This is a genomic window from Cellulomonas sp. PhB150 (assembly GCF_003755175.1).
In the GTDB taxonomy this organism is placed as follows: domain Bacteria; phylum Actinomycetota; class Actinomycetes; order Actinomycetales; family Cellulomonadaceae; genus Cellulomonas.
Genome location: NZ_RKHX01000001.1, coordinates 1,083,898 through 1,108,075, shown reverse-complemented (window position 1 = coordinate 1,108,075; position 24,178 = coordinate 1,083,898). Strand labels below are relative to the sequence as shown.

20 protein-coding genes are annotated in these 24,178 nt (G+C 75.8%); 11 read left to right on the top strand and 9 right to left on the bottom strand.

Going from position 1 to position 24,178, the window contains the following annotated elements; all coding sequences use genetic code 11:
- Positions 1 to 48 precede the first annotated feature (48 nt).
- Positions 49 to 891 carry a PHP domain-containing protein gene (locus EDF34_RS05125; protein WP_123370205.1) on the top strand — a complete coding sequence of 281 codons (843 nt, stop codon included), beginning with the start codon at positions 49 to 51 and terminating at the stop codon, positions 889 to 891.
- Positions 888 to 1,511, top strand: coding sequence for a MarC family protein (locus EDF34_RS05120; RefSeq protein ID WP_123370204.1), 624 nt, complete (start codon positions 888 to 890; stop codon positions 1,509 to 1,511). Before EDF34_RS05125 ends, EDF34_RS05120 begins: the two co-directional genes overlap by 4 nt.
- Before the next feature lie 221 nt (positions 1,512 to 1,732).
- Here EDF34_RS05120 and EDF34_RS05115 read toward each other — a convergent pair whose 3' ends face one another.
- On the bottom strand, positions 1,733 to 3,358 hold the full coding sequence (locus EDF34_RS05115) for a DEAD/DEAH box helicase (RefSeq protein WP_123370701.1): 1,626 nt from the start codon (positions 3,356 to 3,358) through the stop codon (positions 1,733 to 1,735).
- A gap of 386 nt (positions 3,359 to 3,744) precedes the next feature.
- Here EDF34_RS05115 and EDF34_RS05110 point away from each other — a divergent pair, with 386 nt between their 5' ends.
- Entirely contained in the window at positions 3,745 to 4,482 is a 738-nt protein-coding gene (locus EDF34_RS05110) for a ferritin-like fold-containing protein (protein WP_123370700.1), read from the top strand.
- A gap of 60 nt (positions 4,483 to 4,542) precedes the next feature.
- Here the strand turns inward: EDF34_RS05110 and EDF34_RS05105 are convergent, their stop codons facing one another.
- Both EDF34_RS05105 and EDF34_RS05100 read right to left on the bottom strand, forming a co-directional pair.
- Positions 4,543 to 4,767, bottom strand: coding sequence for a DUF3107 domain-containing protein (locus EDF34_RS05105; RefSeq protein ID WP_118766019.1), 225 nt, complete (start codon positions 4,765 to 4,767; stop codon positions 4,543 to 4,545).
- A 122-nt stretch (positions 4,768 to 4,889) separates the two neighbouring features.
- Complete coding sequence (locus tag EDF34_RS05100; protein ID WP_123370203.1) at positions 4,890 to 5,558, bottom strand: TetR/AcrR family transcriptional regulator; 669 nt, start codon at positions 5,556 to 5,558, stop codon at positions 4,890 to 4,892.
- 47 nt (positions 5,559 to 5,605) lie between these two features.
- Here EDF34_RS05100 and EDF34_RS05095 point away from each other — a divergent pair, with 47 nt between their 5' ends.
- From EDF34_RS05095 to EDF34_RS05085, 3 genes are read left to right on the top strand one after another with little or no spacing between them, the layout of a single operon-like run.
- Complete coding sequence (locus tag EDF34_RS05095) at positions 5,606 to 6,508, top strand: DUF3152 domain-containing protein (RefSeq protein ID WP_123370202.1); 903 nt, start codon at positions 5,606 to 5,608, stop codon at positions 6,506 to 6,508.
- A gap of 36 nt (positions 6,509 to 6,544) precedes the next feature.
- Complete coding sequence (locus tag EDF34_RS05090; protein WP_123370201.1) at positions 6,545 to 9,742, top strand: UrvD/REP family ATP-dependent DNA helicase; 3,198 nt, start codon at positions 6,545 to 6,547, stop codon at positions 9,740 to 9,742.
- On the top strand, positions 9,739 to 13,299 hold the full coding sequence (locus EDF34_RS05085; protein ID WP_123370699.1) for an ATP-dependent DNA helicase: 3,561 nt from the start codon (positions 9,739 to 9,741) through the stop codon (positions 13,297 to 13,299). The genes EDF34_RS05090 and EDF34_RS05085 overlap by 4 nt, the downstream gene beginning before the upstream one ends.
- Before the next feature lie 28 nt (positions 13,300 to 13,327).
- Here EDF34_RS05085 and EDF34_RS05080 read toward each other — a convergent pair whose 3' ends face one another.
- Together EDF34_RS05080 and EDF34_RS05075 are read right to left on the bottom strand one after the other, a co-directional pair.
- The gene (locus EDF34_RS05080; RefSeq protein WP_158615048.1) at positions 13,328 to 14,041 is read right to left on the bottom strand and encodes a tyrosine-protein phosphatase; all 714 of its coding nucleotides are present in this window, start codon (positions 14,039 to 14,041) and stop codon (positions 13,328 to 13,330) included.
- On the bottom strand, positions 14,038 to 14,985 hold the full coding sequence (locus tag EDF34_RS05075) for a phosphotransferase (protein ID WP_123370698.1): 948 nt from the start codon (positions 14,983 to 14,985) through the stop codon (positions 14,038 to 14,040). The genes EDF34_RS05080 and EDF34_RS05075 overlap by 4 nt, the downstream gene beginning before the upstream one ends.
- Positions 14,986 to 15,147: 162 nt before the next feature.
- Between EDF34_RS05075 and nudC the strand changes: the two genes are divergently transcribed.
- Positions 15,148 to 16,155 carry an NAD(+) diphosphatase gene (nudC, locus tag EDF34_RS05070; protein ID WP_123370199.1) on the top strand — a complete coding sequence of 336 codons (1,008 nt, stop codon included), beginning with the start codon at positions 15,148 to 15,150 and terminating at the stop codon, positions 16,153 to 16,155.
- Between the two features lie 22 nt (positions 16,156 to 16,177).
- Here nudC and EDF34_RS05065 read toward each other — a convergent pair whose 3' ends face one another.
- Positions 16,178 to 16,441, bottom strand: a complete 264-nt coding sequence (locus EDF34_RS05065; RefSeq protein WP_123370198.1) for a mycoredoxin — start codon at positions 16,439 to 16,441, stop codon at positions 16,178 to 16,180.
- Between the two features lie 132 nt (positions 16,442 to 16,573).
- Here EDF34_RS05065 and EDF34_RS05060 point away from each other — a divergent pair, with 132 nt between their 5' ends.
- Both EDF34_RS05060 and EDF34_RS17805 read left to right on the top strand, forming a co-directional pair.
- Complete coding sequence (locus EDF34_RS05060) at positions 16,574 to 18,565, top strand: ATP-dependent helicase (protein ID WP_123370197.1); 1,992 nt, start codon at positions 16,574 to 16,576, stop codon at positions 18,563 to 18,565.
- 550 nt (positions 18,566 to 19,115) lie between these two features.
- Positions 19,116 to 19,457, top strand: coding sequence for a WhiB family transcriptional regulator (locus tag EDF34_RS17805; protein ID WP_305038123.1), 342 nt, complete (start codon positions 19,116 to 19,118; stop codon positions 19,455 to 19,457).
- 31 nt (positions 19,458 to 19,488) lie between these two features.
- On the opposite strand, the gene EDF34_RS05045 is transcribed toward EDF34_RS17805, so the two are convergent.
- Together EDF34_RS05045 and EDF34_RS17655 are read right to left on the bottom strand one after the other, a co-directional pair.
- A complete protein-coding gene (locus EDF34_RS05045; protein ID WP_158615047.1) occupies positions 19,489 to 20,487 on the bottom strand; it encodes a ThiF family adenylyltransferase in 999 nt (332 codons plus the stop codon).
- 174 nt (positions 20,488 to 20,661) lie between these two features.
- Positions 20,662 to 20,820: a DUF5679 domain-containing protein gene (locus EDF34_RS17655; RefSeq protein WP_090034128.1), complete on the bottom strand. Its 159-nt coding sequence runs from the start codon at positions 20,818 to 20,820 to the stop codon at positions 20,662 to 20,664.
- A 195-nt stretch (positions 20,821 to 21,015) separates the two neighbouring features.
- On the opposite strand from EDF34_RS17655, the gene EDF34_RS05035 reads away from it, so the two are divergent.
- Entirely contained in the window at positions 21,016 to 21,627 is a 612-nt protein-coding gene (locus EDF34_RS05035) for a YgjP-like metallopeptidase domain-containing protein (protein WP_123370193.1), read from the top strand.
- A 24-nt stretch (positions 21,628 to 21,651) separates the two neighbouring features.
- Here EDF34_RS05035 and EDF34_RS05030 read toward each other — a convergent pair whose 3' ends face one another.
- Positions 21,652 to 22,989, bottom strand: a complete 1,338-nt coding sequence (locus tag EDF34_RS05030) for a zinc-dependent metalloprotease (RefSeq protein WP_123370697.1) — start codon at positions 22,987 to 22,989, stop codon at positions 21,652 to 21,654.
- 128 nt (positions 22,990 to 23,117) lie between these two features.
- Here EDF34_RS05030 and EDF34_RS05025 point away from each other — a divergent pair, with 128 nt between their 5' ends.
- Positions 23,118 to 24,176 carry a nucleoside-diphosphate sugar epimerase gene (locus EDF34_RS05025; RefSeq protein ID WP_233575186.1) on the top strand — a complete coding sequence of 353 codons (1,059 nt, stop codon included), beginning with the start codon at positions 23,118 to 23,120 and terminating at the stop codon, positions 24,174 to 24,176.
- Positions 24,177 to 24,178 lie beyond the last annotated feature (2 nt).

Genomic DNA, 24,178 nt, shown 5'->3' with positions numbered 1-24,178 from the left:
CCGGCGGCGGGCGGGGGAGCGGACCGCGGGCCGATAGCGTGGGGGACCGTGCGCATCGATCTGCATACCCACTCCACCGCGTCCGACGGCACGGGCTCCCCGGCGCAGGTCGTCGCCGAGGCCGCCGCGGCGGGGCTGGACGTCGTCGCGCTGACCGACCACGACACGACCGCGGGCTGGGACGAGGCCGCCGCGGCTGCTCGCGCGCAGGGCATCGCCCTCGTGCGCGGCACCGAGGTCTCGGGGCGTTCGCGGGGAATCTCGGTGCACCTGCTGAGCTACCTGCAGGACCCCGAGCACCCCGCGCTGGTCGCCGAGCTGGACCGCACGCGCGACGCGCGCCTGCACCGTGCGCAGCAGATCGTCGAGCTGCTCGCGCGCGACCACCCGATCACGTGGCAGGACGTGCTGGACCAGTCGCAGGACGCGGTCGTCGTCGGGCGTCCCCACATCGCCGACGCGCTCGTCGCCCGGGGCATCGTGCCCAGCCGCGACGTCGCCTTCGTCGACCTGCTGCGCGCCGACGGCCGCTACCACGTGCCGCACTACGCGCCCGACGCGCCCGACGCCGTCGCGGCCATCCGTGCCGCCGGCGGCGTGCCTGTGTTCGCCCACCCCGGGGCGGACGCACGCGGGCGCATCGTGCCGGACGCGGTCTTCGACCAGCTCGCCGAGGCGGGCCTGGGGGGCATCGAGGTGTTCCACCGCGACCATTCCGAGCACCAGCGGGAGCGGCTCACCGGCATCGCGACGCGGCTCGGGCTGCTCATGACGGGCTCGTCGGACTACCACGGGTCCGGGAAGGCCAACCGGCTGGGGGAGAATCTCACCGAGCCGCACGTCCTGGCGGCGATCGAGGAGCAAGGCAAGAGCGAGGTGATCCGAGGGTGAGCGACGTGCTGGACCCGCGGTTGTTCGGGTCCGTCTTCATCACGTTGTTCGTGATCATGGACCCGCCCGGAACCGTCCCCATCTTCCTGGGGCTGACCAGTGCGATGACGCGCAAGCAGCGCAACCGGGCCGCGCGGCAGGCGATCCTCGTCGCGTTCGGCGTGATCGTGTCGTTCGCGATCTTCGGCCAGCAGCTGCTCAACTACCTGCACATCTCGCTCGCCGCGCTGCAGGCGTCCGGCGGCCTGCTGCTGCTGCTGATCGCGATGGAGCTGCTCACGGGCAAGGCGGAGGATCCGCAGCCGTCGGGGAACTCGAAGGTCAACGTCGCGCTCGTGCCCCTGGGCACCCCGCTCCTGGCCGGTCCCGGCGCGATCGTCGCGACCATGGTGTTCGTGCAGCAGTCCGACGGGACCGTCGCCGACTGGACCGCCATCGCGCTCGGCGTCCTGGCCGTGCACGTCTGCCTGTACCTCTCGATGCGGTTCGCCAACGTGATCCACCGCGTGCTCAAGGACTCGGGGACGATCCTCGTCACCCGCATCGCGGGCCTGCTCCTGGCCGCCATCGCGGTCCAGCTCATCGCCGACGCGGTCACCGCCTTCGTCCAGGCCGCCTGACCCGAGCCGCCGCCCGCCGCCCGCGCCCCGCCGCCCGCGCCCCCGCTCGCTCGAGAACGACCCTGCGGCTCGAGACCGACCGTCCGGGACGGTCGGTCTCGCGCCGGAGGGTCGATCTCGGTGGCGGCAGCGCCGGCCCCGGGTAGCCGGACGGCAGCGCCGGCCCCGGGTAGCGCGAAGGGGCGCCCGCGGTGTGCGGGCGCCCCTTCGTGGTGCGGTGGTTACTCGGCGGCCGACTGGGCCGGCGCGCCGCCCTCGGTCGGGCGGCCGCTGCGCGTGCGACGGCGGTTGCGGCTGCGGCGGGCGCCCGTGCGGGCCTCGCCGTCGGCGGACGGCGCCTGTGCGGCGTCCGAGCGCGGTGCCGGGTTGGTCGCGGGCTTGGCGGCCTCGGACCGGCGCGGCTCGGCGGAGCGGCTACGGCCGTCACGGCCGCCGTCACGGCCACCGTCGCGGCCGCCGGAGTCACGACCACCCTGGCGCGGGCCACGGTCGCCACCGGCCGGGCGGGCGCCGCCGCCACGCTTGCCGGTCTCGCCCAGGTCCTCGAGCTTCTCGGCGCCCAGGCCCTCGCGGGTCTGCTGCGACTTGGGCAGGCGGCCCTTGGTGCCGCTCGGGATGTCGAGGTCCTCGTAGAGGTTCGGCGAGCTGGAGTACGTCTCGACGGGCTCGGGGATGCCGAGGCCGAGCGCCTTGTCGATCAGGCCCCAGCGGGGGATGTCGTCCCAGTCGACGAACGTGACCGCGGTGCCCTTGTTGCCCGCGCGGCCGGTGCGGCCGGTGCGGTGCAGGTACGTCTTCTCGTCCTCGGGGCACTGGTAGTTGATGACGTGCGTGACGTCCTCGACGTCGATGCCGCGCGCGGCGACGTCGGTGGCCACGAGCACGTCGACCTTGCCGTGCCGGAACGCGCGCAGCGCCTGCTCGCGGGCGCCCTGGCCGAGGTCGCCGTGCAGCGCGCCGGCGGCGAAGCCGCGCTCGACGAGGTCGTCGGCCACCTTCGCGGCGGTGCGCTTGGTCCGCGCGAAGACGATCGTCAGGCCGCGGCCGTTGGCCTGCAGGATGCGGGCCACCATCTCGACCTTGTCCAGCGCGTGCGCGCGGTAGACGACCTGCTTGATGTTCTTGACCGTCTGGCGGCCGTCGTCGTCTGGGTCCTGCGCGCGGATGTGCGTCGGCTGCGTCATGTACCGGCGGGCCATCGCGACGACGGCGCCCGGCATGGTGGCCGAGAACAGCATCGTGTGGCGCGAGGCGGGCGTCGCGGCGAGGAGGGTCTCGACGTCGGGCAGGAAGCCCAGGTCGAGCATCTCGTCGGCCTCGTCGAGGACGACCGTCTTGGCGAACGACAGGTCCATGTGACGCTGCTTGAGCAGGTCGATCATGCGGCCCGGCGTGCCGACGACGACGTCGACGCCGCTGTTCAGCGCGGCGATCTGGGGCTCGTAGGCGCGGCCGCCGTAGACCTGCACCACACGCACGGAGCGCCCGGCCGAGGCGGTGGCGAGGTCGCCGGCCACCTGGACCGCGAGCTCGCGGGTCGGCACGACGACGAGCGCCTGCGGCTTGCCGGGCGAGAGGAGCTGGTCGTAGCCGTCCTCGCCGGGGGCCAGGACGCGGTTGAGCAGCGGGACGCCGAAGCCCAGCGTCTTGCCGGTACCCGTCTTGGCCTGGCCGATGATGTCGTGACCCGCGAGGGCGACCGGCAGCGTCATGGCCTGGATGGGGAACGGGTGGGTGATGCCCGCGGCGGCGAGCGCGGCGACGATCTCGGGGCGCACGTCGAAGTCGGAGAACGACGCGTCGACGGCCTGGACCGAGGAGTACGTGCTCTTCAGCGGGCGCGACATGGGGGCGGCGAGGGCAGAGGCCTCGGTGGACTCGATCTCAGGATCGGTGGTGGTCACGGTCGACTCTTCACTGCGAAGGGTGGCGCGCCGCGCGCTGTCCGGGGCCGACGAGGACGTCGGTCAATCCCGGGCGACAGCGGTCGTCGTCACTCGAGTTGGCCGGCAGCCGATCGTGAAAGTCGTCCCGCGAGCTCCTCCGAGCCCTCCGTCGAGGAGGTCCGGGGCTACGCGGGATGGTCGTCAGACCGGAAAACCGAGACGACCGGGCAACCGTTGTACGGGCCCACTCTATCGGACCCCGCCGCCGGCGCCCTGTGGCGCCTCGCCGCGGACGTCCGCACGCCGCCCGATGTCTCCTCACCGAGGACGCGACTACGATGCGCCGGATGACGACCACACGCCCCGACGCAGCACCGCAGTCCTCCGCCGACCGCCCCGCCGGCGCCGGCGAGAGCGCCGACGCGGTGGAGCTGCTCGGCCTGGTGGCCCACCTCGAGCACACCGCGTTCGTGCGGCTGGCGAGCGACTCGGCGATCGCGCCGAGCATCGCCCAGCGCCTCGCGCTCAGCAGGTTCGCCGCCGCGGCCGTCGAGCGCCGTGACCGGGTGCTCGGCCGGATCGTCGAGCTGGGTGGCGACCCGGAGTCCGCGCTGCGTCAGTTCGCCGACGTGCTCACGGACTTCGACGCGCGGACCGAGCCCAGCACGTGGTGGGAGCGGCTGCTCAAGGCCTACGTCGGCTACGGCGTGGCCGACGACTTCTGCCGCCTGGCGGCCGACGGGCTCGACGAGCGCTCGCGCGCCCTCGTCCTCGAGGTGCTCGACGACGCGTCGCACGCGGACCTCGCCGTGACCGAGCTCGACGCGGCCGGCGCCGAGGACGGCGTGCTGACGTCGCGCCTGGCGCTGTGGGGCCGCCGGCTCGTGGGGGAGGCGCTCGGCGTCGTGCAGGGGCTGCTCACGCAGCGGCCTGCCCTCGGGCGCCTGCTCGCCCGGTCCGACGCGCGCGCCGCGGTCGAGTCGGGCACGCCCGCGACGACACCGGCGAACGCGCCGGGCAAGGTGTTCGGCGAGCTCACCGCGCAGCACACCCGGCGGATGTCGCGCCTGGGGCTCACGCCCTGACCTGAGCACCAACGACGAAGGGGACGGCCCGCGGGCCGTCCCCTTCGTCGTTGCTGGCTGTCAGAGGGTGCCGAAGCCGACGCGGCCCTTGGTCTCCGCGCCGATCTCCACGTAGCCGAGCGACGCCGTCGGCACGATCACGTGGCGCCCGCGCGAGTCGACGAGCTCGAGGGCCGGACGACCCGCCAGGGCGGCGGCGACCGCGGCCGCGACCTCCTCGGCCGACTGGTCCGACTCCAGCACGATCTCTCGCGGCAGGTTCTGCACCCCGATCGTGATCTCCACCATGAGCTCCTTGTTCTGGCCGAACGCGCGGCACCTGCCGCTGCTGCTTCGATCCTAGGTCGTCGTCGCGCCGGGTTCGGCTCCGTCCGCGCACGGCGAACGGACCCGCTCCGGAGCGGGTGTCAGGGGGTCGTGTACTCGAAGTCGGCGCGGATGAGCCCCTGGACGCCGGCCCACGCCAGCCGGGTGACGAGCTCGGCGGCGTGCTCGTGCCCCTCGTCGTCCGGCTGGCGGTACCGGTGCGTCGCGGCGCCCTGCGCGAGCGAGATCAGGGCGACCGCCAGGATGTCGCAGTCCTCGGCCGGCAGGCCGGTGACGGGGGCCAGGACCGCGGCGATCCTGCGCGCGGTCTCCGAGGAGGCGTGCTCGACCCGGGCCCGCACGTCGGCGTCGTGCGTGACGTCGGACTCGAAGAGCAGGGCCGACGACTCGCCGGCGGTCTCCACGAACGCCATGTAGGCCCGCACGATGGCCGCGACGACCGCCCGCCCGTCGCCCGGCGACACCGGCCCGTTCTCGACGGGCTGGACGGCGGCCTCGACCGCGGCGAGCAGGTCCGTGCCCCGCTGGTCGACGACCGCGAGGTAGAGGTCCAGCTTGGAGGGAAAGTGGCGGTAGAGGACGGGCTTGGAGACCTCGGCGCGCTCGGCGATGTCGTCCATCGAGACGTGGTGGAACCCCTCGGAGGAGAAGAGCTCTTGGGCGATGCGCAGCACCTGCGCGCGCCGCTCGTCCCGAGCCATGCGGGGGCTGCGGGGCCGTTGCCCCGGTGCGCTCGCGGCCGCCGTCATGCCGCGATGGTAGCCACGGGATGTGACAGGGATGTCACGATGGCGGGGTGACATCCGTGGGATCCCACGCCTCGGACGCGCCGGGGGTGCCCGGTCCGCCCGACCGGAGGCACTCGCGTCCGCACTCGAGGCGCTGGCTGCTGGGCGCTCCCGCGGTCGTCGTGGCCGTCGGCCTCGTCGCGGGCGCGTTGACCGCGACCGCGCTGCGGCCCCGCACGAGCGACGCCGCGCAGGTCGTCCCTGCCACGACGACCCGACCGGCGGTGGAGCCGTCCGCGACGGCCGCCACGGCGTCGTCGTCGGCCCCGGACGTCGCGGCCGCGCAACCACCCGCATCCACACCCGCATCCACGCCTACATCCACGCCCACGCTGCCGCCGGGCCTCACGCAGGCCGACGTCGACTCGGGGCTGCTCGGCACCGACGTGGCCGACTCGGCGTCGGGCGACCTCGTCGTCGTCCCGGGAACCGACGCAGGGCCCGGCACGGGCACGGTCCGCGAGGTCCGCGTCGAGGTCGAGGACGGGCTGCCGGTCGACGGCGAGGCCTTCGCGCGGTTCGTCATGGCCACCCTCAACGACCGGCGCGGCTGGGGCGCCGACGGGTCGCTCTCGTTCGCGCGGACCGACGGGACGGCGGACCTCCGGGTGGTCCTCGCCTCGCCGGAGAAGGTCGACGAGATGTGCGCGCCGCTGCGGACCGCGGGCGAGGTCTCCTGCGGGCGCGGCGGGCACGCGACGATCAACTTCAAGCGGTGGGTGCGGGCGACCGACGAGTTCGACGACCGCACGCTGTACCGCCACTACGTCGTCAGCCACGAGGTCGGCCACCTGCTCGGCCACCCCCACCAGGGGTGCCCGGGTGCGGGCCGGCTCGCGCCGGTGATGCAGCAGCAGTCGTACCGGGTGGCGCCGTGCGTCGCGAACGCCTGGCCGCACCCCGACGCCTGACGCGTCGTGTGGGCGGGCTGTGATGGGATCTGCGCCGTGACCGATCCCGCCCTGCGCCTGCTGCGACCCGCCCTCGCGGGCCCCGCGGCGGTTCCCGTGCTCGACGCGACGCAGGCGGCGGTCGTGCAGGGTGTGGTGGCGGGCGCCCGCGCCGTCCTCGCGCTGGGGGCTCCGGGGACGGGCAAGACGAGCGTCGCGCTCGAGTCCGTGGTCGCGTCCGTGGAGAGCGGCGTGGACCCCGACCGGATCCTCGTGCTCGCCGCGAGCCGCCGCGCCGCGGCGGACCTGCGTGACCGGCTCGCGGCCCGGCTGCGCCGCACCTCCGGACGCGGTCTGGTCCAGACCCCCGCGGCGGCCGCGTTCGCGATCCTGCGCGCCCGCGCGGGGCTCCTCGGCGAGCCCGCGCCCACCCTGGTGTCCGGCGCCGAGCAGGACCTGCTGCTCAGCGACCTGCTGGCGGGTCACGCCGAGGGCGAGGGCGTGCCGCTCGACTGGCCTCCCCAGGTGCCGACGGACGCGCTGGGCGTGCGCGCCTTCCGCGACGAGCTGCGCGACCTGCTCATGCGCGCCGCCGAGCGCGGCCTGACCCCGGTCGACCTCGACGCGCTCGGCACGCGGAACGGTCGCCCGCAGTGGTCGGCGGCGGCACGGCTGTACGAGGAGTACCTCGACGTGCTGCAGCTGCGCAGCGGCACGCCGGACCTGGGGGTCCGCTACGACCCCGCCGTGGTGGTCGACGAGGCCGCGGCGGCACTGCTCGCGTGGGACGACGAGGTACCGCGCGCACCCCGGCCCCGCTGGGACCTCGTCGTGGTCGACGACCACCAGGAGAGCACCTCGGCGACGGCCCGCCTGCTGCGCGTGCTGGCCGACGACGGCGCGCGGCTGCTGCTGCTCGCCGACCCGGACCTCGCGGTGCAGACGTTCCGCGGTGCTTCGCCGGCGCTCGTCGGGCGCGCCTCGGTCGCGGGGCACGGGGAGGGCGAGCTCGGGGCCGAGGTCATGACGCTCGGGTCGGTGTGGCGGCACGGCGCCGAGGTGCGCGACGTCGTCGGGCGCATCACCGAACGGGTGGGGACCGTCGGCGCGGTGCGGCACCGCCGTGCCGGAGCAGTGGACGGCGTGGACGGCGCCGACGGCGGCAGCGTCCGCGCCGCGGTGCTGCCGAGCGCCGCGCAGGAGGCCGCCTACGTGGCCCGAGCACTGCGCAGCGCGCACCTCGAGCACGGCGTCGACTGGTCGGACATGGCGGTCATCGCGCGCTCGGGCACGCAGGTCACGGCCTTGCGCCGGGCGCTCGCGGGTGCCTCGGTCCCGGTGAGCGTGCTGGGCAGCGACGTGCCGCTGCGCGAGGAGCCCGCCGTGCGGCCGCTGCTCGTGGCGATGGCGGTCGCCGTCGGCGTGCTGCCGCTCGACGCCGGTGTGGCCGCCACGCTGGCGTGCTCGCCGCTCGGCGGGCTCGACGCGGTGGCGCTGCGACGCGTGCGGCGGGCGCTGCGCGCCGAGGAGCTCGCGGGCGGCGGCGGCCGGAGCAGCGACGCGCTGCTCGTCGAGGCGCTCGAGGGTCGCGACCGCGCCGTCACGCTCGCCTCGGGCGTCGCGCGGCCGGTGCACCGGCTCGCCGACGTGCTCGCCTCCGGGCGCGATGCGGCGCAGGAGCCCGGCGCCGACGCGCAGCGGGTGCTGTGGGCGCTGTGGTCCGCTGCGGGCCTCGCCGAGCCGTGGCGCCGCTCGGCACTGGCGGGCGGGGCGGCGGGGGAGCGCGCGGACCGTGACCTCGACGCGGTGCTGGCGCTGTTCCGCGCCGCCGAGACGTTCGTCGACCGCATGCCCCGCGCGACGCCCGGTGCGTTCGTCGACTGGTTGCAGGGCCAGGACCTGCCCTCCGACAGCATCGCCGCGCGAGCCCGGCGGGCCGACGTGCAGGTCCTGACGCCCGCCGGCGCGGCCGGGCGCGAGTGGCAGGTCGTGGTGGTCGCGGGCGTCCAGGAGGGCGCGTGGCCAGACCTGCGGCTGCGCGACTCGATCCTGGGAGCGCAGGCGCTCGTCGACGTGGTCGCGGGCCGCGCGTCGTCGTCGGGCGACGCGGGCGAACGGGCCGCGCTCGCACGGGCGGCCGTGCTGTCCGACGAATTGCGCTCCTTCGCGATGGCCTGCTCGCGCGCCCGCTCCCGACTGCTCGTGACGGCGGTCGCCGACGCGGACTCGCAGCCCTCGCCGTTCCTCGACCTGGTGCACGCGGTCGACGACGAGGTCGACGACTCCCGGCGCGTCTCGGTCGGGTCGCCCATGGACCTGCGCGGGCTCGTCGCCCGCCTGCGCGCGACGCTCGAGACGGCCGCGCGCGACGGGTCGGAGGCCGATCCCGACGCGGTCGCCACGCTGGCCCGGCTCGCCGACGCGGGCGTCGACGGCGCCGACCCCGACGTGTGGCACGGCCTCGAGGAGCCGTCGACCGACGTGGCGCTGTGGGGCCCCGGCGAGCGCGTGCCCGTCTCGCCGTCGCGGATCGAGACCGCCCAGCGCTGCACGCTGCGGTGGGCGCTCGAGGCCGCGGGCGGGACCGCCGCGGACAGCGGGCACCAGACGCTGGGCACGCTCGTGCACGCGATCGCGCAGGAGCACCCGGACGGCACGTACGACGAGCTGGTCGCGGCGCTCGACGAGCGCTGGGGAGAGCTCGGCCTCGGCACGGGCTGGCCGGCCCGTGCCACCCGGGCCAAGGCCGAGGCGATGGTCCGACGGCTCGCCGGCTACCTCGCGGGCGCAGGCGAGGCGCTGCTGGTCGAGGGCGGCTTCGAGCTGGTCACCGATCGCGCGCTCGTGCGCGGCACGGCGGACCGCATCGAGTCCGCGGGCGACGGCCGGGTGTGGGTGGTCGACCTGAAGACCGGTGCGAGCCCACCGTCGAAGGCCAAGGCGCTGGAGAACCCGCAGCTCGCCGCCTACCAGCTCGCGGTCGACGAGGGGGCGTTCGAGGAGCTGCCCGACGGCGCGACGAGCGCCGAGGCGCGGCTCGTCTTCCTCGGCACCGGCGCGGGGGCGACCCTGCGCACCCAGCCGGGTCTCGAGCCGGAGGTCGACGGGCCGGGCTGGGCGCGCACGCTCGTCGACGCCGTGGCCGACTCGATGGCGGCCTCGACGTTCGTCGCGACCAGCAACGACCTGTGCGACCGCTGCCCGGTGCGCCGCTCGTGCCCGGTCCGTGGCGAGGGCGCGCAGGTGGTCGCATGAGCGAGCCCGTCGCACCGCTCAGCGCCGTGCGGATCGCCGAGCTGACCGACCAGCCGCGTCCGACCGCTGAGCAGGAGCGGATCATCGAGGCGCCGCTGCTGCCCGCGCTCGTCGTCGCGGGCGCCGGGTCCGGCAAGACGGAGACGATGGCGGCGCGGGTCGTCTGGCTGCTGGCCAACGGGCTGGTCGCGCCCGACCAGGTGCTGGGCCTGACGTTCACGCGCAAGGCCGCGGGCGAGCTCGGCGAACGCGTGCGGCGTCGGGTCCGCCTGCTCGCGCGCTGCGCGGCCGCCGCCGGGGTCGAGCTGCCCGGGCGGGAGGCGATGGGTGCGGGCGGGCTCCTGGACGGCCTGGCGCGGCCGACGATCTCGACGTACAACGCCTACGCCGCCTCGCTCGTCTCCGACCACGCGCTGCGCCTCGGCCTCGACCCGTCGGCACGCCTGCTCGGCGAGGCGGCGCAGTGGCAGCTGGCCAGCGAGGTCGTCGAGGCATGGGACGACGACCTGGGGACCGACGCCGCGCTCTCGACGGTGGTCGAGGCGGTGCTGGCGATGTCCGGCGCGCTCGACGAGCACCTGCTCACCCCGGCCGCAGCCAGGTCCGGGATCGAGGCGATCGCCGAGGCGCTGCTCGCGACGCCCGCCGGCACGCCGCCGCGCCAGCCCTACGCCGACGTGGTCCGGCTGCTGGGGTCGCTGGGCGAGCGCGCCCGGCTGCTCGACGTCGTGGCCCGCTACCGCGACCGCAAGCGCGGCGCGGACGCGATCGACTTCGGCGACCAGGTCGCGCTCGCGGCCCGGCTCGCGCGCGACGTCCCCGAGGTCGGCGCCGCCGAGCGCGACCGGTTCCGCGTGGTGCTGCTCGACGAGTACCAGGACACCTCGTACGCGCAGCTCACGCTCCTGTCCGCGCTGTTCGGGGGCGGGCACGCGGTGACGGCCGTGGGTGACCCCCACCAGTCGATCTACGGCTGGCGGGGCGCGAGCGCGGGCGGGCTCGAGGGGTTCCCGACGACGTTCCCGATCGTGAACCCGCAGGGTCGGCGGCCCGCCGACGTGCACCAGCTCTCGACCTCCTGGCGCAACGACGCCGCGGTGCTCGACGCCGCGAACCACGTGGCGGGGCCCCTGCGCGCGGCCGCGTCGCTCGTCCACGTGCCCCTGCTGGCCACGCGGCCGGGAGCCGGCGACGGCCGCGTCCTCGCGCACGTCGCCGAGACGATCGAGGACGAGGCGCGGACCGTCGCCGAGTTCGTCGTCGAGCGGTGGCGGCCGGCTGGGCGGGACGAGAAGCGGGTCACGGCCGCGGTGCTGTGCCGCAAGCGCTCGCAGTTCGAGCCGCTGCGGCGCGCGCTGCGCGCGCAGGGGCTGCCGGTGGAGGTCGTCGGGCTCGGCGGACTGCTCTCGGCGCCCGAGGTGGTCGACCTGCTCGCCGCCCTGCAGGCCGCGCACGACCCGACCCGCGGCGACGCGCTGATGCGGCTGCTCACGGGCGCGCGCACGCGGCTCGGCGCCGCAGACTTGCACGCCCTGGGCGCGTGGTCGGCGGAGCTCGCCGGCCGGCACGGCGGCCGCGGTCGCGAGGCAGGCGTCGAGGCCGACGCGGTCGACGAGCGCAGCATCGTCGACGCCCTCGACGACCTGCCCCGGCCGGGCTGGCGCAGCGCGTCCGGCCGCTCGCTCAGCGACGTGGGACGCGCACGGCTGACCGACCTGGCCGGCCTGCTGCGGACGCTGCGCGCGCACGCCTACCTCGCCGTGCCCGAGCTGGTCGCCGAGGCGGAGCGGGTGCTCGGCCTGGACATCGAGGTCGCCGCGCGCGCAGGCGTCTCGCCCGGCGCCGCCCGCGCGCAGCTCGACGCGTTCCGCGACGTGGCCGTCGAGTTCTCCCGCACGTCTGACCACCCCACGCTGGGCGGCTTCCTCGCGTGGCTCGAGGCGGCCGACGCGCGCGAGAACGGGCTCGAGATGCCGGTCACGGAGCCGAACCCGGACGCCGTGCAGATCATCACGATCCACGCCGCCAAGGGACTGGAGTGGGACGTGGTCGCGGTGGCCGGCCTTGTCGACGGCGGGCTCCCGGCGACGGCCACGCAGGGCAAGGACGGGCCCAAGGACTCGGCGTGGCTCGTCGGCCTCGGCAACCTGCCGTACCCCCTGCGCGGCGACCGCGCGCACCTGCCCGCGTTCGCCTACGAGGGCGCGGCGGACCCGAAGGACCTCGAGGAGCGGCGGCGCCGGTTCGTGCTCGACGCGGGCGACCACGAGGTCGCCGAGGAGCGGCGCCTCGCGTACGTCGCACTCACCCGCGCACGGACCGACCTGCTGCTGACGGCCGCGTGGTGGGGCGACGGGAGCCGCGCGCGCCGCGTCTCGACCTTCCTGACCGAGCTCGCCGAGGCCGGGCTCGTCGAGTCGGCGACGTGGGCGGGGACACCCGAGGAGTCGGCGTCCAACCCGCGCGCCGGGGTCGTGGTCACCGCGACGTGGCCGGCCGACCCGTTCGCGACCGAGGACGGAACGGCCGGGCGGCGGCCCGCGCTCGAACGGTCGGCGCGGTGGGTGCGCGACGCGCAGGCCGAGGCGGCCGAGCGTCGAGCGCAGGGGGAGGGCGAGCCCGGGCCTGCGGCCGACGGGCCGAGGGCCGACGCACCGACGACCGACGCCCGGGTGACCGACGGCCCGGCGCGCGGCTGGGCGGCGCTCGCCGACAGGCTGCTCGCGGAGCGCTCCCGGGCACGTGCGACGACGCGCGACGTCGAGCTCCCCGCACACCTGTCCGCCTCGGCCCTGGTCCGCCTCGGCGCCGACGCGGACGAGTTCTCGCGCGCGCTGCGCAGGCCGATCCCGCAGGAGCCGTCCGCCCAGGCGCGGCTGGGCACCCGGTTCCACGCGTGGGTCGAGGGGTACTTCGGCTCGGCGTCGCTGGTCGACGTCGACGCGCTCCCGGGCGCCGACGACGTGCGCGACGAGCTCGACACCGATCCGGCCGGGCTCGACGCGGACATCGCCGTCCTGCGTGCGGCCTTCCTCGCGGGGGAGTGGGCGAACCGCGTGCCGGTCGCGATCGAGGTGGACGTCGAGACGAACGTCGACGGCTTCGTGCTGCGGTCCCGCATCGACGCGGTCTTCGCTGATCCTCGCCCGCCCGCGACGAGCGGACCGGCGGCCCCGGGCCGTCCGGCGACCGGGCGCGGCGAGCACCCGACGGGTGGACCGCGCGTGGTGGTCGTCGACTGGAAGACCGGCTCGCCGCCGTCCGACCCGCAGGTCCGGGCGGCGCGGGAGATCCAGCTCGCGGTGTACCGGCTGGCGTGGTCGCGCTGGACCGGCCTGCCCCTCGACGACGTCAGCGCGGCGTTCAGCTACGTCGGCGCGGGCGTCACGGTCTACCCGGAGCGGCTGCTCGGCGAGGCCGAGATCGTCGCCCTGCTGCGCACAGCGACCGAGGGCAGCGCACCGGGCACCGACCACCCGAACCCGCGCCGTGCCGGCGGCAGCCCCCGGCCGCCCGGCCGGGCCCGTGAGTCCGCACGGAACCGCTCGGGGCGCTGACCCCGCGACCGAGTGGCGATGCGCTGGATCAGGCCAGCAGCCGCGCGCGGACGGCGTCGGCCTCGGCGGACAGCCCCCGGTCCTCGAGGAACCGGCGGGTGTCCACGGCGGCCAGGAAGGCACGCAGGAATCGCTCGGAGTCGGCGACGTGCGCGGCGTGCGACTCGTCGTCGCGCGCCCGCTCGGGCCAGCCGGGCGCGGTGCGCGCGTGCGCGTGCATGGCCTCGACGCTCGTCAGGTAGTCCTCGACGACGACGTCGACCGGCGTCCCCACCAGCTGGAGCAGCATCGCCGTCACGAGCCCCGTGCGGTCACGGCCCGCTGAGCAGTGCACGACGACGCCGCCGGGCGGCGCGTGCGCGATCGCGACGAAGACGGCGGCGACCCGGTCGGGCCACAGCTCGAGGTTGGTCGGGTAGTAGGCGGGCGAGTCGAGGCGGTCGCCCCAGGTCTCGAGGAAGCCCGGGTGCGTGGGGTCCTCGATGGGGACGTGCCGCCGGGCGATCGAGGTGGGCCGCCGGGAGGGGCGCACCTCGTCCTCGTTGCGCAGGTCGACGAGCGTGCGCACGCCGCTGGCGTCCACGGCCGCCCACCCGGCCTCGTCCAGGTCGTCGAGCCGCGGCGCACGGAAGACGCGTCCCGCGACGGTCAGCCCCGAACCGGCGGGGAGCCCGCCGAGGTCGCGCACGTTGACGACCGAACCCCAGCGCACCGTGCGGTCCGGTGCCGCGGGGGGCCTCACGCGAGCGACGGCTCGGCCTCCGGCTCGGCCATCGCGCGCGTGTGCGCGTCGAGGTCCTCGAGCATCCCGACCGCGTCCTCGACGATGTCCGCGCTGCCGGACCGCACCCCGTAGAGCAGCCAGCGCGCCAGCGCGAGCTCGCCGACGAGCAGCGCCCGGTCGACGAGGTGCGGGTCGATGAGCTCGGTCCGGCGCAGCTGGTAGGCCTCGACGATCGAGTCGGTCGCGTCCGGCGGGGCGGCGACGAGGATCGAGGAGAGGTCGTCCGCAGGGTCGGCGACGCACGCGTCGCCCCAGTGCAGGATGCCGCTGACGGCCCCGTCGCGGACCAGGATCCGCTCGTTGGTCAGGTCCCCGTGCGTCACGACCGGCCGGAAGCGCCACAGCGAGACGTCCTCGAGGCGCTCCTCCCACCGGCGCAGCAGGGTCGCCGGCACGCGGCCGGTGCGGGCGGCCTCGTCGACCTCGGCCTGGCGCCGGGCGCGGTACGTCTCGGCGTCGTAGACCGGCAGGCCGGCGTTCTCGACGATCGACGGCGAGAGCTCGTGGATCGCCGCGATGGCCCGGCCGACGGACGCCGACAGGCCCGGGCCGGGGGCGAGCTCGTCGAGCGAGAGCGTGCGGCCCTGGATCTCGGCGTGCACGGTGGCGCGGCCACCCTCGGGCAGGTGGGCGAAGCCGACGGGACGCGGCACGTCGAACGGCAGACCGTCCTTCTCCGCAGCGTCGCCGAGCGCGTCGAGGAGCACGACCTCGGCCTCGAGCGCGGCACCCGCGGCGGCGTTCACGGGAGCCCGGACCACCCAGCGGCGGCGCATGGCGTCGATGACGACCGCGATGTCGAAGTCGGTGCCCGGGTGCGCGGGGCGCCGGACGTCGAACGCGTCCAGCCCGGGCACGGCGACCGTCGCCAGGGCGGCGAGAGCGAGCGGAGAGCGAGGCACGCCCACAGCGTAGGGCGCCGCACGCTCAGCCTCGGCGCGCCGCGCGGCGTGTCTGCCCGCTTCGTCCGTTGCGGGCCGGCGTCGCGCGGACCGTCGGGCGGACCGTCGTCCGGCCTTCAGCCCGGTCGGCGCGCGGGCAGCCTCCGGACGTACGGTGGCGCGGTGAACTCAGACGACCTGCCCCTGTCCCGAGCGCTGGCGGACAGGGCGGCCGAGCTGCGCACCCGCCCGCACGTGCTCGACGAGGCGCGGGCCGACGCCGCCACGCGGGTGCTGCTCGTGGCGGACGCGCAGGTGCTGACCGGCAGCGACGGAGCGTTGTCCCTGCTCACCGTCGCGGACGCCGTCGCGTCGCGTGCGCACGCGACGTCGCCGCCCGACGACGAGGCGTGGCTGCTGCTCGGCCGGCACGAGGCCACCACCTACCTCGCGCTGCGCGTGCCGGCCGGCCACCCCGTGCCGCGCCGCGGCGAGGCCGCGGACGTCCTGGTGCACCGTGCGGCGGGTGCCACGGCCCCCGAGGACGACGCGGACGGCTGGACACCGCTGCGGCAGATCGGCGGCGACCTGTCCGCGCTCGACGCCGGCCTGGCCACGACCGCGGTCGCGCTCGACGCCTGGCACACCCGCCACCCGCGCTGCCCGCGGTGCGGTGCGGCGACCGAGGTGGTGCAGGCCGGCTGGGTCCGGCGGTGCGTCGCGGACGGCTCGGAGCACTACCCGCGCACGGACGCCGCGGTCATCATGGCGGTGGTCGACGAGAGCGACCGCCTGCTGCTGGGCCGCGCCGCCGCCTGGGCCGAGCGGCGGTTCTCGACCCTCGCGGGGTTCGTCGAGCCGGGGGAGTCGCTCGAGCACGCCGTGCGCCGCGAGGTGCTGGAGGAGGCGTCGATCGTCGTCGGCGACGTCGAGTACCGCGGCAGCCAGCCGTGGCCGTTCCCGGCCTCGCTCATGGTCGGCTTCGTCGCGCACGCCACGAGCACGGACGTCCAGGCGGACGGCGACGAGCTCGTCGACGCGCGCTGGTTCACGCGCGACGAGCTCGCCGCGGCGGTCCGGGCCGGCCAGGTGATCCCGCCGGGGCGGTCGTCGATCGCGCGGGCCCTCGTCGACGACTGGTTCGGCGGTCCGCTGCCGCAGTCGTCGGGCCCCAGCGCGACCTGGCGCTGACCACGGTCAGACGGTCAGACGGTCAGACGGTCAGGCGCTGCTTGACCTGCACGAGCGACGGGTTCGTCGCGGCGCTCCCGTCCGGGAACACGACGGTCGGCACGGTCTGGTTGCCCCCGTTGAGCGACGCGACGAGCTCGGCAGCGTCCGGGTGGTCCTCGATGTCGATCTCGGTGTAGCCGATGCCCTCGGAGTCGAGCTGCGTCTTGAGCCGGCGGCAGTACCCGCACCAGGTGGTGGAGTACATGGTGACGGTGCCGGGGGCGGGGGTGGTCTGCGCGGTCATCGGGTCCTCATCGTGACGGGTACATGAGCTGCCACCTGCTCAACAGCGCGGCGCCGCGTCATCTTCCCGTGCGGTGCGCGCGGGTTGTGGACGGAGCCGTGGGTGTCGGTGGCGGCTGCGAGACTAGGCCCGATGTCCGCCGATGACCTGCTGGCCGCGCTCGATCCCGAGCAGCGAGCCGTCGCCACCGCCCTGCGCGGGCCCGTCTGCGTGCTCGCGGGCGCGGGCACCGGCAAGACGCGCGCGATCACGCACCGCATCGCCTACGGGATCGCGGCCGGGATCTACAAGCCCGGCAACGTGCTCGCGGTGACGTTCACGGCCCGCGCCGCGGGAGAGATGCGCACGCGGCTGCGGGCGCTCGGCGCCGGCGGGGTCCAGGCCCGCACCTTCCACGCCGCGGCGCTGCGGCAGCTCGGCTTCTTCTGGCCCAAGGTCGTCGGCGGCGCACCGCCACGCATCCTGGAGCAGAAGGCCCAGCTCGTCGCCGAGGCCGCGCGCCGCGTCGGCATCGCGGCGGACCGGACCTCGATCCGCGACCTCGCCTCCGAGATCGAGTGGGCCAAGGTGTCGCTCGTCGTGGCCGACGAGTACGCCAAGGCCGCCGCGGCGATCGACCGGGTCGTGCCGGGCGGCAACGACGCGCAGGCCGTCGCGCGCCTGATGACCGCCTACGAGGAGGTCAAGGACGAGCGCGCGGTGATCGACTTCGAGGACGTCCTGCTGCTGCTCGCCGCGATGCTCGCGGAGCGGCGGGACGTGGCCGACGAGGTCCGGGGCCAGTACCGGCACTTCGTCGTCGACGAGTACCAGGACGTCAGCCCGCTGCAGCAGTACCTGCTCGACCAGTGGCTCGGCGGCCGCCAGGAGCTGTGCGTCGTGGGCGACCCGAGCCAGACGATCTACTCGTTCGCGGGCGCGACGCCGCACCACCTGACGTCGTTCGCGAAGAACCACCCGGGCGCGGAGGTGGTCCGGCTGGTGCGCGACTACCGCTCGACGCCGCAGGTCGTCTCGCTGGCGAACCGGGTCATCGACGCCACCCGGCACGCCGGCGGCCCGACCCCGCTCGAGCTGCGCGCGCAGCGGCCCGACGGACCCGAGGTCCGGTACGCGACCTACGACGACGACGACTCCGAGGCGATCGCCATCGCGCGCGCGGCCGCGCGCCTCGTCGCGGACGGGACCCGGCCCAGCGAGATCGCGATCCTGTACCGGACCAACGCCCAGTCGGAGGCCTTCGAGGAGGCGTTGGCGTCGGCCGGGATCGGCTACCAGGTGCGCGGCGGCGAGCGCTTCTTCGCGCGGCGCGACGTCCGCGACGCGCTCGTCCTGCTGCGCGGCGGCGCGCGTGCGGCCGACCCTGACCAGCCGATGCCCGATGCGGTGCGGGACATCCTCGTCTCGGCGCACTGGACCCCCGAGCCGCCTCCGACGCGCGGCGCCGCGCGCGAGCGGTGGGACGCGTTGCAGGCACTGGTCGCGCTGGCCGACGAGATGGCGCTCGCGAACCCGGCCACCACGGTCGCCGAGTACGTGGCCGAGCTCGCCGAGCGCGCCTCGGCCCAGCACGCCCCGACCGTCGAGGGCGTCACGCTCGCGTCGCTGCACGCCGCCAAGGGCCTGGAGTGGGACGCGGTCTTCCTGGCCGGCCTGAGCGAGGGGCTCCTGCCCACCGCGCTCGCGGACACCCCGGCCGCCGTGGCCGAGGAGCGCCGGCTGCTCTACGTCGGGGTCACCCGCGCCCGCGAGCACCTGCAGCTGTCCTGGGCGCGATCGCGGATGCCCGGTGGGCGCGCGTCGCGCTCGATGTCGCGCTTCCTGGTCCCGCTCTGGCCGGGCACCAGTCGTCCGCAGCCGCACGTGCCGCGCGAGGTCAGCGACGACCCCACGGCTCGCCGCATCGCGGACCGGCTGACGACGTGGCGCGAGGAGCAGGCGCGTCAGACCGGCGTCACGCCTGCACGCGTGCTCACGACGACGGCCCTCGAGGCGATCGCCGCCCGTCGCCCGGCGACCCTCGAGGAGCTGGCCCGCCTGCGCGGGGTCGGTCAGCAGACGCTCGCCACGGTCGGTGACCGGATCCTCGAGGTCGTCGCGGACGCCGCAGCCCCGGCCGGCTGAGCCGGCTCCGGGGGCGCTTCGCGGGGGTCTGTCCCGGGCGCGTCGGCCCCCCGGAAAAACTCGTCGAAGATTCTTGGTTAATTCGGTTGTCCGCACTTCCGGGCCCGTCCTAGGGTGTTCCTGTCCTTGTAGAGAGCGACTGCGCCGAGAGGCCCGGTCCGTAGCAGAGAGGGGGTGCGGTTAGCGATGGAGAACATGACGGTCCAGTCGACGTACACGTTCGAGACGCGCCAGCGCTCCCTCGTGCCCGTCGCTACGACGCTTCAGGGGCGCGCTCCGTCCACGTTCGGGTTCATCCCCGTGGGCGGTACGAGCGTTCTGGTGACCGAGCCGATCGGCGGTACGCCGAAGTCGGCCCACACCCCGGTCATCGCCCTCGGTGCGACCGATCCCCGACTCCGCCGGACATCCCCGCTCTGACCCGACAAGGTCAGCAGGCCGCGGAGTCCGTCACCGGATCCGCGGCCTTTCTCTTCTCCCCCTGATGCGGGGGTCGAGGCCCGTGATCCCACAGACCTCGACCCACCAGCAAGGACATCAGGAGGACATCGTGCGGCTCACGACGCTGCTCGACACCGACCGGACCGGATCCGGTCCCTGGCCGACCGCCGCCAGCACCACGACCACCGACGAGCGTTTCGACCAGCTCGTCGCCGACTTCATCCCTTGCCGCTCGGGCGACCCCGAGCTCTGGTTCGCCGAGCAGACCACGCAGGTGGAGCAGGCCAAGGCCCTGTGCCGCGAGTGCCCGCTCATCGAGGGCTGCCTGGCCGGCGCCGTCGAGCGCGCCGAGCCGTGGGGCGTCTGGGGGGGCGAGGTCTTCATCGGTGGGGTCGTGGTGGCCACGAAGCGTGGCCGGGGGCGGCCGCGGAAGAACGCGGTCGTCGCCTGACGGCCGACGGACCTGACGGCGCGGACGCGCGTCAGGTCGACTGGGCGGTGCACCCGCAGGTGGGGTGCACCGCCCAGTCGCGTCTGCGGGGGAGCGCGTCGGGCAGGCCGATCTCGTAGGTGGCGGCCAGCGGCTCCCGCCGGTCGAGGTACGCGAGGGCGGCTGCGGCGGCGGTCGCCCCCGCGACGCCCGCCAGCACCCCGACCTCGTCGCCGTCCCGGGCCGGGCGCGACAGCCCCTGCGCCACGACGGGCCAGGCGGGGTCTGCGTCGGTCCGGTGCAGGTCGAGGCACCGCAGGCACGGCCCGTCGCCGTCGACGACGAGCGGCCCGACGACGACGTCCGCCTCGCGCACGACGACCGACAGGTGCGGCACGCCCGTGGCCAGCACGTCTGCCGCACGGACCGGGTCGGTCGCGCCGTGCTCGACGACGACCACCAGGTCCGGCACCTGGACGCTCTCGACCGCCACCCGCGGCGCGGCGTCGCGCACCATCCGCGCCACGACGGTGTCGCGCCGGCGCCCGACGTCGCTCCAGCGGTAGCCGGACGCGCCGACGTCGGTCGAGCGCACGGGCCGTGCGTCATCGACGAGGACCGTGCCGACGCCCGCAGCGGCGAGCGTGACCGCTGCGGTGGTTCCCGTCGGTCCGAGCCCCAGCACCCCGACGACCTGCCGACCGCGCGCGGCGAGGCGGGCGCCCCCGCTGCCGTCCTGCAGGTCCCACGCGTGCGCGTCGGCCGTCCCGGTGCCGCGGACGGACCGGCCCTCCGACGCCGGCTCGGCGAGCTGCGCGGCGACGAGCTGGTCGCAGATCGCGCGCAGGCGAGGGGTGTGCGCGGGCAGCGCGCGGCGGGCGGTCGACGAACCGTCGCTGCCGCTCGGCCCGGGCGTGCCGTCCGCGGCCAGGAGCGCGACCACCTCGTCGGGCGTCAGGTCCGTGACGCGCACCGCCCAGCGCGGGTCGGTGCCGACCTGGACCTCGGTGTCGCTGCGGCGCACGACCCGCAGCCCCTCACGCAGCCGCATCGGCCCCCCTTCGACCGCCCCACCCTGCCACCGACGGCCGGGCCTCGTCGGGCCTCGTCCACAGGGCCGTCCGGACATCCGCGAGGACCGCCGGACATCCGCGCGGGGGCCGCCGGACATGCGCGAGGGGCGCCGTCCGGGTGGACGGCGCCCCTCGCGGGAAGTGCGGAGCGATCAGGCCTTGCCGAGGATGCGGTTGAGCTTCGTGCCGCAGACCGGACAGACGGCCTTGGCCATCCTGCGCCCCGACTCGGAGACGACGACGTCACCCTCGGCCTCGCGCTTCTCCTTGCACTTCACGCAGTAGAACTCGCCTGCATACGTCTCGGCCATCGCCGGTCCTCCCTCGATGTCGTGAACCGGACCGGGATTCCGCCGGCCGGCGGTCGGACCGGTCGTTCGACCAGGCCGAGCGCCAACAACCCTAGCCGCGCGCAGACGCCCGGAGGCCGATCTCTGAGCGGGACGCGCCGGTATGTCGGTGCATCAATCGGGTGAGGCATGGGCGCTGCGCGCTAGCGTGCCGGTGTGCAGCCACTTCACGACCCGGCGCTGGTCGAGGTCCGCAGGTCGCGCAAGCGCGTGCGGACGGTCAGCGCGTGGCGTGAGGGGGAGCGGACGGTCATCGCCATCCCGGCGCGGTTCACGCGCGCGCAGGAGAAGGAGTGGGTGCACCGCATGGTGACCCGGCTGGCGACCCAGGAGCGCCGGCGGCGGCCGTCGGACGTGGAGCTCGCGGACCGGGCCCGGGAGCTGTCCGCGCGCTACCTGTCGAGCCGTGCGGTCCCGACGAGCGTGCGGTGGTCGACCAACCAGGGCCGCCGCTGGGGATCCTGCACCCCGTCCGAGGGCACGATCCGGATCTCCGACCGCGTCCGCGGCATGCCGCGGTGGGTCATCGACTACGTCCTGCTGCACGAGCTGACGCACCTGCTGCACGCCTGCCACGGGCCGGAGTTCTGGGCCGAGCTCGACGCCTACCCCCGCACCCAGCGCGCGCAGGGGTTCCTCGAGGGCTACTCGTTCCGGGCGGAGCGGGGCGAGGACGCCGACGGCAGTGCCGCTGAGGCCGCTGAGGTCGACGAGCTCGACGGCGACGAGCTCGACGGGGTGGTCCGCGACGAGGCGCCCACGGCGTAGCCGCACCGCGCCGACGGCGGCCCGCTACGCGCCCGACGGTGCCTGCGGGTCCTCGCCCAGGATCTCTGCCAGGGCCCGGTCGACCTCGGCCGCCTCGTCGACCGCGGCGGCCCGCCGGGTCGAGTAGCCCGCCGGGTCGTCGAGGTCCTCGGCGGTCGGCAGCAGGTCCGGGTGGTCCCACACGGCGTCCCGCGCCTGCGTCCCGTTGTCGCGCGCGATCTGCGACCACAGGGCCGCCGCATCACGCAGCCGGCGGGGCCGCAGCTCGAGGCCGACGAGGTTGGCGAACGTCTGCTCGGCCGGGCCGCCCGCGGCACGCCGCCGACGGATCATCTCGCGCAGCGCGACGGTGTGGGGCAGGTGCGGCATCGCGGCAGCCGAGGCGACCTCGTCGACCCAGCCCTCGACCAGCGCGAGCGCGGTCTCGAGCCGCTCGAGCGCGGCCTTCTGCTGCGGCGTGGTGTGCGGTGCGAACACCCCGCCCGACAGCGCCTGCTGGAGTGCCGCGGCGTCGGTCGGGTCGATCGAGCGCACGGCCTCCTCGAGCTGGTCCGCGTCGATCGTGATGCCGCGCGCGTAGGCCTCGACAGTCGCGAGCAGGTGGGCGCGCAGCCACGGCACGTGCGTGAACAGCCGGGTCGCGGCCGCCTCGCGCAGCGCCAGGAAGAGGCGGACCTCGTCGACCGGCGCGTCGAGCCCGGCCGCGAACGCGTCCACGTTGCTCGCGACGAGCGCGGGCGTCGGGCTGGCCAGCAGGGGCAGGCCGATGTCGGTCGTGCCGAACACGTCGCGCGCGAGCGTGCCCGCGGCCTGGCCGACCTGGAGGCCGAAGACCGCCGAGCCGAGCCGGCGGAGCAGCTGCGTCGCGTCGATGCCGCCGGGCAGCTCGCCCTCGAGGTCGGAGCCGAACCCCTCGCCCATCGCGTCGCCGAGCGTGCCGACCAGCGCGTGGGACAGCGAGCTGGCCACGGGCTCGGTGAGCGTGCGCCACGTGGGCAGCGTCGCCTCGACCCACTCGGCGCGGCTCCACGCGCGTGCCGTGCCGGACGAGGGCGGGAGCTCGGTCGCCGCGTCGAGCCACAGCTCGGCCAGCGTCAGGGCGTCGAGCACCTGCCGGGTCTGGGCCGGCGTGAGCGACGGGTCGCCCTCGGCGGACGCCTGCTGGCGCGCGAGGTCGTGCGCCATCTGCCAGTTCACGGGCTCGTCGCCCGAGGCCGCGAGCATGCTCTGCATCTGCGTGAACGCCTGCTGCAGGGCGGCGGGGTCGGTCGGCAGCCCGGACATGGCGGCCGGGTCGATGCCGCGCTCGCGCAGCTCGCGGATGGCGTCGTCGGCGCCGGGGCCGAGCATGGCGCGCAACATCTGCTCCCACGGCTCGCCCGAGCCGTCGGGGCCGGGGACGGCGGGGTGTTCGGAACTCACGGGGACCTCCTGCGACGATGGGGGCCGGCTGCGTCCACGGTAACCACGTGGCCGGGGAACGGGGGACGGTGATCTCACAGGTTCGCTCAGGGCGCAGTCGGCGTGCGGGCGGCGCGCAGAGCGGCGGCGACGTGGTCGTCGTCGGACCCGGTGCGCTCGCGGCCGCCCTGACCACCGCCTGGGACGGCCCGGTGCGCACGCTCGACGCCCTGCCCGAGCGCGAGCCGGCCACGGCGCTCGCGGGTGCCCGCGTCCTCGTCCTCGTCGCGCACCCCGGTGACCTCGCCACGCTCGTCGCCCGCGGACCGGCCGACGAGGTCGCCGCCACGATCGCGCAGGCGCAGCGGACCCTGTCGGCCGCCCGGGACGCCGGCGTCGCGCACGTCGTCGTGGTGACCTCCGCGGTCGTGCACGGCGCGTGGCTCGACCGCCCGGTCATCCACGACGGCGACGACCTGCACCATCCCGACGAGGCGGACCGCGGAGGTCTCGTCGGCGGCCTGCTCGGCGTCGAGGCCGTCGTCGCGCGGGCGTCCCGGCGCCGCACCCCGCTGCTCACGGTGCTGCGCCCCGCGGCACTCGTCGGCCCGGGCATCGACACGTTCGTCACCCGGCACTTCGAGGCCCCGCGCCTGCTGACGGTCCGGGGCGCGGTCCGGACCTGGCAGTTCGTGCACGTCGACGACGTGGCCGCGGCGGCGAGGTTCGCGGTCGACCACGGGCTGACCGGTCCGTTGACCGTCGGCGCGCCCGACGTGCTGACGCCCGCGCAGGTCGAGGCCGCGTCGGGCATGCGCCGCATCGAGCTCGCCGCGACCACGGCCTTCGGCACGGCCGAGCGGCTGCACCGCGTCGGCGTGCTGCCCGCGCCGGCGTCGGAGCTCGCCTACGTCGTCTACCCCTGGACGGTCGCGTCCGACGGGCTCGTCTCGGCGGGCTGGGAGGCGCGGTGGTCCAGCGCCGCGTGCCTCGACGTGCTGCTCGAGGGCGTGCAGGGCCGGCTGGGCGTCGCGGGCCGGCGGGTGGGCGCGCGAGACGCGGCCGCACTCGGCGCCGCCGGGGCTGCGGTCGCCCTGATCGGCACCGCGGCCGTGTGGCGTCAGGCGCGTGGACGGCGGCGCACATGAGC